General features: G+C 44.0%; 12 protein-coding genes and 8 tRNA genes. 14 read left to right on the forward strand and 6 right to left on the reverse strand.

Going from position 1 to position 16177, the window contains the following annotated elements; genetic code table 11:
• Positions 1-69: 69 nt before the first annotated feature.
• The gene (locus B3D47_RS07710) at positions 70-918 is read right to left on the reverse strand and encodes a DUF1853 family protein (RefSeq protein ID WP_286861150.1); all 849 of its coding nucleotides are present in this window, start codon (positions 916-918) and stop codon (positions 70-72) included.
• Positions 919-1006: 88 nt separating this feature from the next.
• On the opposite strand from B3D47_RS07710, the gene B3D47_RS07715 reads away from it, so the two are divergent.
• The 11 genes from B3D47_RS07715 (at position 1007) to B3D47_RS07765 (ending at position 3870) form a co-directional block, all read left to right on the forward strand.
• Positions 1007-1402: a YbaN family protein gene (locus B3D47_RS07715; protein ID WP_008307518.1), complete on the forward strand. Its 396-nt coding sequence runs from the start codon at positions 1007-1009 to the stop codon at positions 1400-1402.
• Positions 1403-1406: 4 nt separating this feature from the next.
• The gene (elsL, locus tag B3D47_RS07720) at positions 1407-1913 is read left to right on the forward strand and encodes a cell wall-recycling L,D-carboxypeptidase ElsL (RefSeq protein WP_286861152.1); all 507 of its coding nucleotides are present in this window, start codon (positions 1407-1409) and stop codon (positions 1911-1913) included.
• Between the two features lie 542 nt (positions 1914-2455).
• Positions 2456-2531 (forward strand) — tRNA-Val (locus B3D47_RS07725).
• Between the two features lie 29 nt (positions 2532-2560).
• A tRNA-Asp gene (locus B3D47_RS07730) sits at positions 2561-2637 on the forward strand.
• Positions 2638-2686: 49 nt separating this feature from the next.
• A tRNA-Asp gene (locus B3D47_RS07735) sits at positions 2687-2763 on the forward strand.
• A 21-nt stretch (positions 2764-2784) separates the two neighbouring features.
• Positions 2785-2860, forward strand: a tRNA-Val gene (locus B3D47_RS07740).
• A gap of 13 nt (positions 2861-2873) precedes the next feature.
• A tRNA-Asp gene (locus tag B3D47_RS07745) sits at positions 2874-2950 on the forward strand.
• A gap of 31 nt (positions 2951-2981) precedes the next feature.
• Positions 2982-3057 (forward strand) — tRNA-Val (locus tag B3D47_RS07750).
• Positions 3058-3080: 23 nt separating this feature from the next.
• Positions 3081-3157 (forward strand) — tRNA-Asp (locus tag B3D47_RS07755).
• 102 nt (positions 3158-3259) lie between these two features.
• Positions 3260-3335: transfer RNA gene (locus tag B3D47_RS07760), tRNA-Val, on the forward strand.
• A 73-nt stretch (positions 3336-3408) separates the two neighbouring features.
• Positions 3409-3870, forward strand: coding sequence for a DUF2750 domain-containing protein (locus B3D47_RS07765; RefSeq protein ID WP_008307522.1), 462 nt, complete (start codon positions 3409-3411; stop codon positions 3868-3870).
• A 24-nt stretch (positions 3871-3894) separates the two neighbouring features.
• Here B3D47_RS07765 and B3D47_RS07770 read toward each other — a convergent pair whose 3' ends face one another.
• The 4 genes from B3D47_RS07770 to yccS all read right to left on the reverse strand — a co-directional run bounded on the left by B3D47_RS07770 (position 3895) and on the right by yccS (position 10400).
• Positions 3895-4677, reverse strand: a complete 783-nt coding sequence (locus B3D47_RS07770; RefSeq protein WP_180184756.1) for a YdcF family protein — start codon at positions 4675-4677, stop codon at positions 3895-3897.
• Between the two features lie 98 nt (positions 4678-4775).
• Positions 4776-7412, reverse strand: coding sequence for a sulfite reductase flavoprotein subunit alpha (locus B3D47_RS07775; protein ID WP_286861157.1), 2637 nt, complete (start codon positions 7410-7412; stop codon positions 4776-4778).
• Positions 7413-7579: 167 nt separating this feature from the next.
• Positions 7580-8140 (reverse strand): YcxB family protein, encoded by a 561-nt coding sequence (locus tag B3D47_RS07780; protein WP_004814787.1) that lies wholly within the window; start codon positions 8138-8140, stop codon positions 7580-7582.
• A gap of 85 nt (positions 8141-8225) precedes the next feature.
• Positions 8226-10400, reverse strand: a complete 2175-nt coding sequence (gene yccS / locus B3D47_RS07785) for a YccS family putative transporter (protein WP_273798578.1) — start codon at positions 10398-10400, stop codon at positions 8226-8228.
• Between the two features lie 150 nt (positions 10401-10550).
• Here yccS and B3D47_RS07790 point away from each other — a divergent pair, with 150 nt between their 5' ends.
• Entirely contained in the window at positions 10551-11759 is a 1209-nt protein-coding gene (locus B3D47_RS07790) for a multidrug effflux MFS transporter (protein WP_278363218.1), read from the forward strand.
• A 48-nt stretch (positions 11760-11807) separates the two neighbouring features.
• Here B3D47_RS07790 and B3D47_RS07795 read toward each other — a convergent pair whose 3' ends face one another.
• Positions 11808-12515 carry a nitroreductase gene (locus B3D47_RS07795; protein ID WP_286861163.1) on the reverse strand — a complete coding sequence of 236 codons (708 nt, stop codon included), beginning with the start codon at positions 12513-12515 and terminating at the stop codon, positions 11808-11810.
• A gap of 889 nt (positions 12516-13404) precedes the next feature.
• On the opposite strand from B3D47_RS07795, the gene gltS reads away from it, so the two are divergent.
• Together gltS and B3D47_RS07805 are read left to right on the forward strand one after the other, a co-directional pair.
• Positions 13405-14643: a sodium/glutamate symporter gene (gene gltS, locus B3D47_RS07800; protein ID WP_004814795.1), complete on the forward strand. Its 1239-nt coding sequence runs from the start codon at positions 13405-13407 to the stop codon at positions 14641-14643.
• Positions 14644-14698: 55 nt separating this feature from the next.
• Positions 14699-16174 (forward strand): alanine/glycine:cation symporter family protein, encoded by a 1476-nt coding sequence (locus tag B3D47_RS07805; protein ID WP_163165254.1) that lies wholly within the window; start codon positions 14699-14701, stop codon positions 16172-16174.
• The last annotated feature ends 3 nt before the right edge of the window (positions 16175-16177 follow it).

Consider the following 16177-nt stretch of genomic DNA (forward strand, 5'->3'; position numbering starts at 1 on the left):
AAAAAATATATGGTTTTCATAGTGCTTGAGTAAATTAATGTAATATTTATCAAATTTTCTAGTAATCAGTTAGAGCAAGGTTGGAATCCGAAACATATAAAATTCTTCGCTCAGTGCCGATTTATATAAACCATTGGTCCACCACTGTGGATAGTCACTGCTCATATGCAGGTTCGGATAGATCCATTCATGCCGTTGCAGGCGATAAAAGTATTTCTCCTGGGTGGGAATCTGATAGCCCCAGCGACCCAAACGCCGTCCGGTATTGACCCAGTCTGGAATAGGCGCGATATGGTGAATCGGTAAATAAAGTTGACCTTTCAATACACAGAAACGCTGATCAATTGGGTAATCCAGCGCATCCTGAAACCGGAACTGCTTTTGAGTGAAATGTTTCAGCTTGCGATTCAAGGTATCGCTTCGGTTTAATCCATACCAATGCGGCAAGCTAAAGTCTGCTTCAGCCAGATAATATTTTAAAGCAATTTCCCAGTGTTCGATTTTTCCGGTGAGTTTATTGAACAACAGAAAATCAAGTTCACCTAAGGTTTTGGGTCCATCAATCTTCTGAATACTATGTCCAAGCAGGGTATAGGGATGATAACCCTTATCCAGCAGCCAGAACCAGATCAGCATTTCAAAACGCAGTCCAAGACGGGTACTTTTGAGTTGTGCAACAAAGTTTTCCAAAGCCTGTGGATTTTGATCCAGTTCTAAAAGTCGTGGATGATAATTTTCCAGATGCTGTTGCCACATTTGATCTGAATGCAAGTCAAAGGCATGCTCTAGTTCAAGTTTATCAGGCACCTGAGAAAGGATATTTGGACTGCCAACACCGAATGCCAGCTGACGTACCAGTGGATGTTGATACTGTTGCCACGGTTCAATAAAATCCTGAGTCAGGCAGGGTACAAGCATGAAGAGTCCTAGCTAAATATGCAGAAATACAACGGATAAGAATCAAAAACACCTTATACTACCCCAATTCCGTGGTTAGGGTTGCTGTATGAAAGTGTTGTTTTGGCGAAGTCTGGTGGTCATTTTTGTGACATTGGGCTTTATAGGTGCTGTTTTGCCTGGCATGCCAACAACGGTTTTCTTGATTCTGGCCACATGGGCTGCCTCTAAAGGCTGGCCGCAGATGGATGAATGGCTGCTGAATCACCCTAAATATGGACAGACTTTACGCGACTGGCGTGCCAATCGGACCGTGCCGCGTAAAGCCAAATGGTTTGCCAGTATCATGATGCTGGTTAGCGGGATTATCATGTTATTTACCAATGCACCGCTGGCTGTCAAAATCTTTACTGATTTGACCATGTTGATCGTAGCAATCTGGTTATGGTGCCGCCCGGAACCCAAGCCAATCTCTGAAAAGCATATACCGTCTGAAAGGGAATAAATGTATGCAGCAATGGACTATAGAACAAGCCGATATTCAGATTGATTTGGCTGCACAAAAGCTGTATCTACCTCGTTTTGCCAAGAGTTATTCAATTTCAAGCGGTAAAAATGGTATCGGAGAAATGGAAAATAGTGGCAAAACACCTCGAGGCTGGCATAAAGTTGCGCAAAAAATCGGGGCTGATATACCATTGAATAGTGTATTTATTGCCCGTCAGGCTACAGGAGAGATTTATTCTGAATCACTGGCAGCAGAATTTCCCAATCGGGACTGGATTCTGACCCGGATTTTATGGCTGAGTGGTTTGGAAGACGGTTTTAACTGTGGGGAAGGTTGTGATACTTACCGCCGTTATATCTACATTCATGGTACGCCAGACACAGAACCGATGGGAATACCGATGTCACATGGCTGTATCCGTATACGCAATACCGACCTGATCGAGCTGTTTGATCTGGTTAATGAACAGGCTCTGGTTTATATCTCAGAACATTCTTTAGAAAAATAGCCTCTTCCGATGTTTTCATGGCTCCTATTTTAAATCTCTACAGAGAGTGAGATAGGGTAGAGAGCGTAAAAGGATTTTATCTCACTATTCACATTTAAATATGAGTGACCAGGCAGCTTTTAGAGCATGATGAAAAGCATCGTTTGCCTTTGAAATAAGCTGAATTTCCTCCTGAGTCGGAAAATATGGCAGAAATCCCGACTTATTTCTGATTAAAAATAATTGCAGATAGGTTTTTACATGATCACAACGTGTCCTTAGATAAAGCTTTGTATACTATTTCGGCTAAATAGCAGCTTTTGGACCGTATGGTGTATAAAAGGAACGATCCCGCAAGCAATGAATACCGCCTTATCTGAGTTCGAGATTCAATAAATTTCGGTATGGACTTAAAAAATAAACAAAAAGTGTTGTTTTTTTTGGCGATCAACCTATTTTTTAATCACTCGAGCCTAAAAAGTGGAAAACATTCGGAAAAGCGTTTGACACGCTGTGAAGATTCTCTATAATGCACCTCATCAAGCGATGAAGTCGATTTGAAAGGGCGCTTAGCTCAGTTGGTAGAGCGTCTGCCTTACAAGCAGAATGTCGGCGGTTCGATCCCGTCAGCGCCCACCAAGTTTCTTTCAAAGTTAAGATCTTTTAGTGCAGCGGTAGTTCAGTTGGTTAGAATACCGGCCTGTCACGCCGGGGGTCGCGGGTTCGAGTCCCGTCCGCTGCGCCACTTTAAGTTCTTGATGAATCGTTTGCCACAATAGCGACATTGTGTAAGTGCAGCGGTAGTTCAGTTGGTTAGAATACCGGCCTGTCACGCCGGGGGTCGCGGGTTCGAGTCCCGTCCGCTGCGCCATTTACATGATAGACCTTTTGAGGGCGCTTAGCTCAGTTGGTAGAGCGTCTGCCTTACAAGCAGAATGTCGGCGGTTCGATCCCGTCAGCGCCCACCAGATTTTTTGTGATGCAGCGGTAGTTCAGTTGGTTAGAATACCGGCCTGTCACGCCGGGGGTCGCGGGTTCGAGTCCCGTCCGCTGCGCCATCCTTAGAATCGAAACAGTTTGACCCTTTAAGGGCGCTTAGCTCAGTTGGTAGAGCGTCTGCCTTACAAGCAGAATGTCGGCGGTTCGATCCCGTCAGCGCCCACCATATCTTTTATAGATATACGACACGCAGCGGTAGTTCAGTTGGTTAGAATACCGGCCTGTCACGCCGGGGGTCGCGGGTTCGAGTCCCGTCCGCTGCGCCATTTTTCATTTCCTGATGTGAAAAATGTGTTATCAAAGTCCAAGACTACGCGCTTCGCTTGTCTTGCATCATAAAAAATAACGATGTTATTTTTTATTCTTCAGGGCGCTTAGCTCAGTTGGTAGAGCGTCTGCCTTACAAGCAGAATGTCGGCGGTTCGATCCCGTCAGCGCCCACCATATTCTCTCTTGCTTAAAATCTCAATTTTTCTTAGAATCCTAAGTCTATAATAATTTATAAGATTTCATGGCTATGAGAAATCCATATCAGCGCAAGGCCGCGGCTAAAGCTCAAAATACTCCTTACGATCCTCTACAAGTTTATAAACAGTTCATCGAAACAATTGTGGTACAAGGCTGCATTTACGCCTTATACCAAGATGGCTGGGCACTCTGTGCAACGCCAACAGGGCAAAAGGCTTTTGCAACCTGGCAGAGTAAAGGCTTGGCAAAACTGCTCATCAAAGATAACTGGGAAAAATACGAAATTCAGGAAATCAGCTTTAAAGACTTTATTGAAAAAGTGATTCCTTTCCTGCGTGAAGAGCATACCGCTTTATCTCTAGATCTGACGCCTGAAGGGCAAAATATTCTGGTTGCACCAGAAAAAATGCTGCTGGATATCAAGAATTATCTGTATCAGATTTATGTGCAGAAGCCAGAAATATTTAAAAGTGGTCATATTCCATTGCCACGCCAGATCCGATTGCATTGATTTTCGTCTTTTAAATCACTCTTTTTAATATTCATTCAGCAACCAGCCGCTAAGAAAAGCAAAATACTCGCGTAGCCACGAGTTATAGCGAATATATAGTGGTGTTTCTGCGCTAATACTGATGACCTGTGTATACCCCTGATGTCTGGCTATGGCACGAGTACGAATGCTATGAAAGTCACTGGTGACAATGGTAATTGGATCATTCAAAGTAATCTGATGACGGTTTAAAATCTTTTTGGAGTTGATCAGATTGAGTTCGGTGCTGGTACTTTGATCTTCCATTACAACTGGATTACGAACAGCAGGATATGACTGTTTAAGGTAAGCCTGCATCACTTCGGCTTCAGTATATTTCTCCTGAAAACTCAAGCCGCCCGTCATAATGATCAATGCTTCTGGATAGAATTGTGCATAGTCAGCTGCAGTGTCGAGACGTTTTTGCAAGGTTGGCGAGGGTCGGTTGTTTTCTATACCACTACCTAAAACCAGGATTGCCTTGGTTGGCAATTGGGTATTATCACTATTGATATTGCTTTGAATATAGCCAAAGAAGATCAGAACACTGGCAACCCAGGTAAAAAATCCAATCCACATCCATTTCCATACACTGGAACGAAACCTGGAGTGCTGGTGCCATTGCTGGAAATAGGAAAAGAACAGGGCGTAAATAATCAGTAACATGCCAATCAATAGTGGTAGCAAGATTCCCAGATGAATCTTGTCCTGTAAGAGTAACCAGAGACTGTCTGCGCTCAGTAAAATCCCTGCAATACTACTGATCAGGCGTTTATAAAAATCTGACATGAATAATCCTGTAATTTTCATATTTTATTGTAGGTATTTCAGTTCCATAGGCAAGAAAAAACCGGGCAACATGACCCGGTTTTTTCATCACTTACTGATTAATACACATCACGGCGATAACGACCGTCCTGACGTAACTGATCAACAGTTGATTCACCTAGAATATCAATCAGTGCCTGATCGACATCACTGGCCATGCCATCAATGCTACCGCAGACATAAATCACAGCACCATTGTTCACCCAGGTTTTCAGCTCATCCGCCTGTTCACGGAGCTTGTGATGTACATACACTTTTTCAGCTTGATCACGTGAGAATGCCAGATCCAGACGTTTTAATGTACCTACAGTCAACCAGGCTTCCAGGGTTTCCTGATAGAAGAAATCGTGTGCACGCTGACGTTCACCGAAGATCAGCCAGTTTTCATTATAGTCCTGACGGTTACGAGTATGCAGTAAACTCATCAGGCCAGCGATCCCGGTACCATTACCAATACAGATAATTGGGCGGTTATCATCCACCAGATGGAAGGAATCATTGCTGCGAATACGCAAGGCAATAGGTGCATTGAGTGCAGCATATTGTGTTAACCAGCCTGAACCTAGACCAAGTTCACCAGAGGTATCCTTTTGCTGACGAACCACCAGACGTAAGATCTGTTGGCTTGGAATACTGGCAATAGAATATTCACGTGTTGGTAACACGGGTAACTGATTCAGTAATTCTTCTGAAGAAATAAATGGGAAAATTGGCTGAGTCAGATCACGGTTCCAGAGGATGTCTTCTATACGTTGCTGCATAGAGGCAACTACAGTACCTGCGGGAATTTGGTGTGCTGCCAGGAATTGCGCAATGCGTTCAGCGCTGTTCCCTGGCTGGATTTCTGCAATATCACCCGCTTGCCATTGTGCTTCATGTTCAGGTTTAAATTCCAGGTTAAAGGCTGGAGCTCCCAGACTGCCTGGATTCAACACCTCACGTTTTACAAGGTTCCAATGGTCAAAGGTTTTATCAATATCCATGGCCTGAAGTTCTAGCTGAGTTGACTGAGCGAGTGCGGCATTCCATTGCTGGATATGCTCGTTACTGGCATTGTCGACTTCAATAGTGGCAAATAATTGCTGAGCACCATTATTTTTCAGCCATTGATCAATACGGTGACCAAAACTACAGAAAGTATCTGGATATTCTTTAGAACCCAGCGCCAGTACAGCATAATGAAGATGACTCAGGTCAGCCTGACCGGACATAATTTTCTTCTCAAATGACGAAGCCAGGTCTGGTGCTTCACCGGTACCATAAGTACTTGCAATAAAGAGCACCTGTTCAGCCTGTTGCAGATCAGCCAGCGTCAGCTGTTGTACGGATTTTACCGTTGCTGGTTGATGTGCTTGTTGCAAGGCAGTTGCGGTACGCCATGCCAGCTGTTCAGAAACACCGGTTTGTGTGGCATAAGCAATCAGCCAAGGCTTGGCATTTGGGTCAATATCGATGGCTGTAGCGCCTTGACGTGCGGCAAGGGTTAATTTCTTCTGTTTACGACGCTTCAGATACAGCATCCAGCCGGTTATAAAGAAAAGTGGCATGAGCAGTGACGCGACCATAGCAAAGAACTGGTAGATCGGACCAAAGAAGCTGCCACGGTGCACCGGTAACATACTGCTCATGATCTTCTCATTCAGCTTTTTGTCTTCATACATTTCTACCAATGTAAAAGCTGCATCCTGATAATTATAAGTAGCATTATTACGGGCACGCTCATGCTGAACTTCAACATCGGTAAAGCTGAGTTTCAGTTCACCATCGGCTTTTTTAGGAATATTAAAAGTAACCGTTGAATATTTGTCATTGAATTCATTCTGGAAACCTGCCCAGCTCTTGTTCAATGCAGTAAGTAGAAGGGTATCATCAACACCTCTCTCGCGACCTTCACCGCGATTTTCGCGCTGACCTTCGCTTCGTGGACCACGTTCGCCTGCACCTTCACCACGTGATTCGCCAGCACTACGACCTTGTTCTGCACCACCACGGCCGCCTTGACCTTGCTGCATTTCAGGTTGTGGACGTTCTACACCCAGCACCTTAAACATACCGTTGCGCCACCAGTCATAAGACCAGTACAGTCCGGTACACGCCAGGATCAGGTAAAAAATCACGACCCAGGTTCCAACAACCGCGTGCAGATCCCAGATAAAGTTACGACCTTTCAGTTGCGGCTTCACAGCTAGCCACTGCTTCACTGAATGGCGTTTTGGCCAGCGTAGGTAAAGACCCGACAAGACAAAGAAAATCAGCATCAGGGCACACGCACCTGTGATCTGCTTGCCGACAGGACCCATAGTTAAATAACGGTGTAACTGCTGTATGAACTGGAAGAACTCGTGGCCTTTGATTTCAGGTAGTACTTCAGCCGTATATGGGTTGACCATCATGTTGTAGCCACGACGAGCACCTTCTTTGGCAATATTAACCGTACTGGAGCCTGTTGGACTGGCATCTAGACTCACGCTGTTAATCTGCATTTCAGGATTTTGCTGCTTAAAATGCTGATACAGCTCAGCCGGGCTGAGTTTCGGTCCGGATTGTGCCTGTACGGTATAACTGTCCGTATTGATCCATTTCAGGATTTGTTGTTCATAGGAATATATCGCCCCGGTAACGCCCATAATTGACAGGACCAGACCGGCAGTAATTCCAAGAAACCAGTGGATCTGGAAAAAGGTTTTTTTAAACATGGTCGTTGGATGAAAATACGAATATTAGAAAATGGTCTGATTATAAAGGAATATCGCAATGGAATGATGGATTTTGCGGATAATATTTATTCTCATTATCGTTTACAGTTATGAATACAAAAAAACCTCCGTACCCAGGTAGGAGGTTTTTTTAATGAAAATTCGTATTAGATTTCTTTCGGTTCGCCTACTTCTTCACGTAAATGCTTGCGAATGGTTTCGAACGAGAAATTTTTGCTATCCAGGCGTTTTGGCAGGATATAAGCACCTTGCTGACCTTTAACTTTGAAATTAACCAGCATGAATTCAGGTGTATTGTACCATTCATAGATGTCTTTCCAGCCAATCGCACCTACACCTTCTTGTAGACCCATTTTCTGACGCATCACGATCCCGTGAGGTTGTACACCCAGACGAATACCTTTAATTTCCTGAACTGGAAATTCGTTCATCTTGCGCTTTACATACCATTCCAGACCAAAAGTACGGATCAGGTAGTACAGCACGACACACACCAGTGCCACCCAGCAAAAAATCGTAGAATAGTTCTTGAGCATGATAATGCCCAGAATAGAAAGTGCCACAACTGCACCCATGATCAGCCAGGCTTTCATACCAATTTTATTGGTACTGCGCCAGATCATTAGCTGAGCATGACGTTGTTCCTGTTCTGTCACTTCATAGTTCACAGGCTGTAGGGTATAGGCGTATAAATTTTTCGCGGTCATAGTGAAATTTACAAATTTAAAACTGCAAAAAGTTTAGCATTATTTGTACCAATTCAGTGAGTATATTGTTCCAAAATCAGTCAAATTATAATGAGGCTAATTCGGTTGCCTGTTCATCACGTTCATGGCTTAAACTTTGCTTTAACTGACTGAGTTGATTCAAGATACTGAACATTAAGGACAGTTGCTGCAAAATGATCAGGGATTTCTGGTCTTCATCCTGCTGGTGTGACAGGCGTTGACGAATATTGTGGATCATATTCTGTGCACTGAGATCGGGCACTTCATCGGCCAGCAATGCACCACGAATGTCTTCAAGTGCTTGATCTAGCAGGCTCAAAATTTCCTGATCTTCGATTTTCTCACGATGCGCACCCAGCGCAGCAATATAGCTGATCAGGGTATGATTCAGACACAGGAATTCGAAAGCCTGACTCTTTTGCAAAGGATCAAAATCGGGCTCAGTCGCCAAGGTCGAGATCAGGGAGGCAACTTCAGCATCGGTATTATGTGCAGCGCGACGCACGATCCGGTAACGCAGACCATTGTTACGCCCAGTTTTATACTGTTCAATCACTTCACTAAGATAATCGACCTCAGCATTTAAAGAACGTTTGATTGAACGCGGCAGACGGCGGAACTTCCAGTCCGGGAAGATAAAGCTCACCCCGAACCAGGCAATCGCACAGCCAATGAGGGTATCAATCATCCGCGGCAATGCTGCGGAAAAACCCATACCATCCAGGTTAAAGTTGATCAAAGCCAGAATGGTGATGAAGGCTGTAGCTTGCGCATACTGCTTACTGCGTAATTCAAAGAACAGCACGCCACTCAGAATCAGAAGCAGTAATTGACCTTCGATTGAAGGGACAAAATACAGAACGGCAAAGCCCAGGCTAATCCCAATCAGTGTGCCGACTATCCGCAGACGTAAGCGGCGCTTGGTGGCGTTAAAGTTGGGCTGACTCACGAACAGGGCAGTCAGCAGAATCCAGTATCCATATTCGATATTGGTCAGCTGTACAAAGATATAAGAAATCAGCAGTACAATCGACAAACGCACCGCATGACGAAACAGCACGGATTCCGGGGTCAGATGCTGTTTGATCCGGATCCGGATATCTTCCCAGCCTTTTAAGTCGTCATCTTTGAGCTGGTTTTCAATATGTTTGGCACGCTCAAACTTAATATTGCGTTCGGTTTCCAGATTACGTAACTGAGCATCAATCGACTTTAAGTTTTGATACAGGGAAAACAGTGCATTGATCCAGACTTCATCATACTGCTGTTCCTGACGTAACTTATCCAGCGAATAGCGCAGGTTCTTAAAGGCATGTTTAAAACGCGAATTATGCTGGTAGGTTTTGCGCTGAAGGATACTTTCGCTCAGGTCCTTACAGGCTTTGCCCTGAATCGACAAAATGCGCTGAAAGCGGAACAGAATATCACTATGCTCAAAAATCTTTGCCAGTTTCTGATAATCAATATGCGCTGAGTCCGCCCGCTCATGAATGTCTTGGGCAATAAAATAATATTGCAGGCTGCGACGGGTGTCTTTCTGTCCTCGATCTCCCTTGAGTCGGGTCAGTAAAGCAGCTTTCATATCATTAAAAATCGCAATTAATTTGCCATTTTCAAGTGAAAGTTCAATCATGCTTTGCTGATAACTACTCGATGTCATATCAACATCAAATAGATTCGATTTGGCATAAAGAAAGTTACCGAGCGACGAATAGCACTTGGCCAGATTGTCTTGTGCCAGACGGGCAGGGAACAGCAGGAAACTGATTGTAGATAACAGGCCATACCACATGGCACCGATAACCAGCAGACCTGCCTGGGTGTACCAGTTATCAAACAGTTCCACCCCGAGCATGGAATAGACTGAGATCACTAGACAGCCATATGAAATCGTAGCATAACGCCGTCCCAGCGAGCCGAGCAGAATTAAGCCAATACAGGACACGATGAGTGCCAAGGCAAACAGGATCGGGTACGGAAATAACAGATAAACGGCAGAGGCTGTAATAAAGAAGCCAATATAGGTATAGAGGAGATTCAGAATCCGGACCGAGAAGCGGTCGTCAATATCGCTTAAACCTGCTGCCACCACGCCCAAGGTCAGTGGAATGGTCATTAACTGCTGACCCATCAGATAAGGCACAAAGGCAGTTCCTGCAAAGGCAATGATCATCCGCAGATTATACATAAAGGTCGTATTGCCGGTGGTTTGCTTGAAACGAGTGAGCCAGGATTTCAAGGTTTGTCCTTCTATACCACTGTCTTTAGATAAAGACTTAATAAGTGTGTGAAAATTTAGCAATAAAAATAAGTAAATTTGCTTCACAAATCATACTATGCCCTGTGTAAACTTGTCTGCACAGCGCACATTTAAATTCTAAATATCATTATGTCGACAACAACGACCAATAAAAACTATGCCATGTCCTGGATCATATTACTGGCATCCCTCACGGCACTTGGCCCGCTTTCTATTGATATGTATCTGTCGGCATTGCCACAAATGGCTGATGATTTTGGTGTCACTACCCAACAGGTGGCAAACAGTTTGCCCGCCTATTTTCTGGGTCTGGCGATCGGGCAGCTGGTCTATGGTCCGGTTAGTGACCGTATCGGACGTAAACCACCATTGTACTTTGGTTTAGCCTTATATGTAGTGGCAAGTCTGCTCTGTGTATTTGCCCAGAATGAATGGAGTCTAATTGCCGCACGGGTGCTGCAAGCCCTAGGGGGATGTGTCGGTGTGGTAATTGCCCGCGCTGCGATCCGTGATCGCCTGGATATGCATTCAGCAGCTCAGGCTTTTGCCAGCATGATGATTGTCAGTACGATTGCTCCAATTCTAGCGCCGAGTATGGGAGCCTGGGTATTGCTGGTATTTGAATGGAATATGATTTTTGTATTGCTGATGCTGTTTGGTCTGGTGATTCTGGCATGCGTACATTTTTTCTTTAAAGAAACCCTGGAGCCAGAACGCCGTTTACAACTGAATTTTACCCAGGTCATGAGCCTGTATCAGGCAATTTTTCAGGATGAAAGTTTTAGGAAGCCAATGTTTGCTGGTTGTTTTTCCAGTGCAGTCCTGTTCTGTTATATCACCTCATCTTCAGCGATTCTGATGGATCATTTTCATTTAAGTGAGCAGCAGTTTGCTTATGTCTTTGGTGGTAATGCGGTCGGGATTATGCTGTTTTCCACCTTGAATAAAAAGCTGGCACATCGGTTTGGGATTTTAAGTCGTTTAAGAATTGGAACGACCTTACAACTTGGTGGCGTAATTGCTTTGTTGGTGTTGGGAATAATTGAGACTGAATCTCTAATTCTGGTCATTATTGCTATGTTTATGGTGGTGGCATCCATTGGTTTTACTGGACCAAATGCCATGGCGATTGCGATGTCTGAGCAAGGTGCACGTGCCGGAACTGCCAGTGCCATTATGGGCAGTATGCAGTTTTTCTGTGGTCTGCTTGGCGGGATTCTGCTGAACTTTATGTGGTGGAATGCTTTATTTAATATGGCGCTGGTAATGGCGATCTTTGTTGGGATTGCGGCAGCGACCATTTACCGTCTGCAACTGCCGTCACCTAAAGGGGATTAAACGTAGGGACGGCATAACTGCCCAAGATAAGCTTACAAGTTCAGGCGATTAGTCATTTAAAAAGACAGCAAAGTCCTCAATTGGCACACGTGGCGTAATAAAAGTATTTACAATATCGTCCGGATCTGCATAGCCGAGTGCCATGCCGCAGACCAGTTCTTCATCTTCGGGGGCGCCCACCACGTCTAGCACAATAGGATGAAAATGGTTCCAGGCTGCCTGCGGGCAAGTATCTAATCCACGTGCTTTAGCTGCCAGCATCACATTCTGGATCATCATGGAAATATCCATTTTCGAGCCAATGCCTAATGATTTGTGTACAGTAAAAAATAAACCCACTGGAGCATCAAACAGTTGGAAATTACGCAACTGCTGGCGTGCCATTTTCTCTTTTTCGCCTTTCTGAATATTCAGCAAGCCATACAGTCCCCAGCCATTTTCACGGCGACGGTCAATAAAAGGTGAAAGCCATTGTTCAGGATAATAAGAGAAAGTTTCTTTGTATTGCTCAGCCAGTTTTGGATTCTGATAAATTTTCATTTGTGCCTGACATACTTTCTCGACCAGTTCATCGCGTTTTTTACCTGTAAGTACATAGACTTTCCAGGGCTGGGTATTGGTACCGGAAGGTGCGCGGCTGGCAACCGTTAAAATATCTTTCAAGGTATTTTGATCTACAGGCGTATTCAGAAAAGCACGAACTGAATGGCGGGAAGTGATGGTTTGATCCACAGCATTGACGATTGTTTGATCCATATGAATTGTTATTTCCTTGATGATAAGTTCTGACTATAAACTAAACAAATGATATTAACTGATGCGATGAAGTAAGTTCATCTATGAACAAAGGCTAAACTAAAAATATTGGTTTTTAGGAATTGATCAATACTTCATATCTCTAAAACATGCAGCTGCACCTCTTATTCTCGGCTAAATCCAATATTAGCTATCTATAAATTAATTTTTTCTTAAATATCTTGTGATTAAGATAAATAAAACTTTCATAAAAATGTTGTATAAGCAATATAGACTACAATAATCCTAATAAAATAGATCGAAGCTTCAATGAATCTCCATTAAATATGCGGTATTTATAATGAATTGTTAAAACTTTAAAATAAGGAAAGATAGATCAAAAAATTATCTATTTATGAATTATTTTTATGAAAAGTCAAACTATTGTTAATAAAAAACAATAATACAGTGCATTAAGACACCGCATAATGTCCGACTTTTCATCTGAAGGTTCATTCTAAACATTCTGAACGGATCGTAAATATAAAAACTGTGGTTATCGCGGTATTTCTGTAGCGTATCTGTGGGTTTGGAATGAATTTAAAAATATTGTGCTTCGAGATCCTGCAGGATGATGAAGCTTTTATCTCATCTTCCGATGCAGAACCGACTGTTTAACAGCCTCAAGATTTCGCACATTGTATTTTTAAGATGGTCTTAGGGTTATATGTAATCTGCCAGATTGCATTAACGAATTTGAATCAGGTGCTGAATTGTTTTGTTTTTCTAAAAGAGATTACTGTCCGTGTTGACTGATATAGGGTAGGGAGGTGGATATCATCCACTAAACTTAGGTCAAAAGATTACTTTTAGAACAACAAAAATTCAGAATCATCTTGGGCAAATAATTATGGATTTTACTTTTAACGCATTTTATACCTTGATTGCTGCAGTGATTGTCTTATTGCTCGGTCGTTTCCTGGTCAATAAAATCGATTTTTTAAAGCGCTATAACATTCCAGAACCTGTTGCAGGTGGTCTAGTTGCAGCGATTATCTCCCTGATCATCCATAGCTTGTGGGGTTACAGTATTACCACAAGCGCAGAATTGCAGACCAGTTTTATGCTGATCTTCTTCGCATCGATTGGTTTGAGTGCAAACTTTGCCAAGCTGCGTGAAGGTGGTATTGGTCTGGTGATCTTCCTGATCGCAGTTTCAGTGTTCATCATAGTACAGAACACTGTCGGTATGACATTGGCTAGCCTGTTGGGTATTGATCCACTGATCGGTCTGATTGCAGGCTCAATTACACTCACTGGCGGTCACGGTACGGCAGGTGCATGGGGCGAGATTCTGGAAACGCAACATGGTATCCAGGGTGCCCTGGTGATTGGTATGGCCAGTGCAACTTTTGGTCTGATCATTGGCGGTATCATCGGTGGTCCTTTGGCGAAAATGCTGATTAACCGCTATGAATTAGCCACGCCTCGTACTGCGGCTCAGGTTGAAAAACGTGATAATACTCCGCTAGATGTGAATTCAACTGAATATATTCCATTTGAATATCCACACCGCGTACGCCTGATTACCGCAGATAATGCAATTACTACACTGGGTCTGTTTGCAGGCTGTCTGGCATTTGCAGAATTTATGACCGGTTTCAGTAAAGGTACTGCATTTGAACTGCCAACCTTCGTTTGGGCACTGGCAGGTGGTGTGATCCTGCGTAACGTGCTTGAAGGTGTGTTTAAGGTTAAGGTCTTTGACCGCGCGATTGATGTATTTGGTAATGCTTCATTATCACTTTACCTGGCGATGGCATTGTTATCTCTGAAATTATGGCAATTAGCCGACCTTGCGGGCCCACTGATGGTGATCCTCGGTGCACAGACTATTACCATGGCACTGTACGCAGCATTCATAACCTTCCGTGTTATGGGTAAAAACTATGATGCGGCTGTCCTGGCTGCGGGTCACTGTGGTTTCGGTATGGGGGCAACACCGACGGCGGTTGCAAACATGCAGGCCATTACCAATATGTACGGCGCATCACATAAAGCTTTCCTGATTGTACCGCTCTGTGGTGCGTTCTTCGTAGACTTGATCAATGCCACTGTGATTCAGGTAATTCTGAAATTCTTTGTATAAGGATAGATATGCAGAGTCATAACAATAAATCTAAGACGGATAGAAAGGATTGAATATGAATGAACAGCTCAATGAAACCCTGCTGGGTTGGGTCAATGCCCTAAATGGTCCACTTTGGGATTTTCTGGTCGTCTTCCTAGTGGCAGTGGGTATTCTGTATACCATCATGACTGGGGCCGTACAGATTCGTCTGTTCTGGCACAGTATGAAAGTCATGAAACGCAGCCGGAATGAAACCAAGGATGAGCATGGGATCACACCATTTCAGGCTTTTGTAACGGGTTTGGCCAGTCGTGTAGGTGTAGGTAACGTTGCTGGTGTTGCGATTGCCATTGCCATTGGTGGTCCAGGTGCCGTGTTCTGGATGTGGTTTACCGCTTTTCTGGGGATGAGTTCGGCATTTGTTGAATCTTCATTGGCACAGCTGTTCAAGATTCGTGATACTCAGAACAAGCAGTTCCGTGGTGGACCAGCGTATTACATTACGCAAGGTCTGAAACAGAAATGGCTGGGTATCCTCTTTGCTATCGCGCTGATTTTGACGTACGGCTTTGTCTTTAATGCGGTGCAGGCCAATGCAATTATTGGGGCAACTTCACATGCCTGGGGCTGGGATCAGGCGAATCTGAACTTACCATTGGGTGGTTTTGAGCTTGAGGTTTCATGGTTAGGTCTATTTCTGGTCTTGATTACTGCGGTGATCATTTTCGGTGGCATCAAGCGGATTGCAAAAGTTGCTGAAAGCTTTGTGCCATTTATGGCACTTCTCTATCTGATTGTGGCGCTTTATATTGCTGTGATCAATTACGATATGCTGCCATCTATCTTCCAGCTGATCTTCACTAAAGCGTTTGAGTTTGAAGCTGCTGCAGGCGGTTTCTTCGGGGCCATGATTTCTATGGCGATGATGATGGGTATCAAGCGTGGCCTGTTTTCCAATGAAGCAGGGATGGGTTCTGCGCCGAATGCTGCTGCTGCATCGGATGTAAAACATCCGGTGAATCAGGGCCTGGTACAGATGCTCGGTGTATTTGTAGATACCTTTGTGGTGTGTTCATGTACTGCGATCATTATTCTGGTGTCTGGACTGTATGAAAATGCCGGATTTGAAGGCGTAACCCTGACCCAGATGGCACTAGAAAGCCAGATCGGTGCCTGGGGGGATGACTTCCTGGCATTGATTCTATTCCTGTTTGCATACTCCTCCATTATCGGGAACTATGCCTATGCAGAAGGGAATGTACAGTTCATCAATAACAATCCAGGTGTGATGATGATCTTCCGTATTCTGGTGCTATTCATGGTGTATTTCGGTTCGATTGCGAGCGTACCACTGATCTGGAACATGGCAGATCTGTTCATGGGCGTGATGGCAAGTATTAACCTGATTGCGATTCTATTATTGATGCCATTTATCCTGATGCTTCTGAAAGACTATACCGGTCAGTTAAAGCGTGGGGTGAAAGAGCCAGTGTTTAAACTGGATCAACATCCGAAGTTTAAAGACAAGGTCAAATCCGATATCTGGTAAAAC

The sequence above is a fragment of the Acinetobacter sp. UBA3461 genome (assembly GCF_002381195.1).
GTDB classification, from domain to species: Bacteria; Pseudomonadota; Gammaproteobacteria; order Pseudomonadales; family Moraxellaceae; genus Acinetobacter; species Acinetobacter schindleri.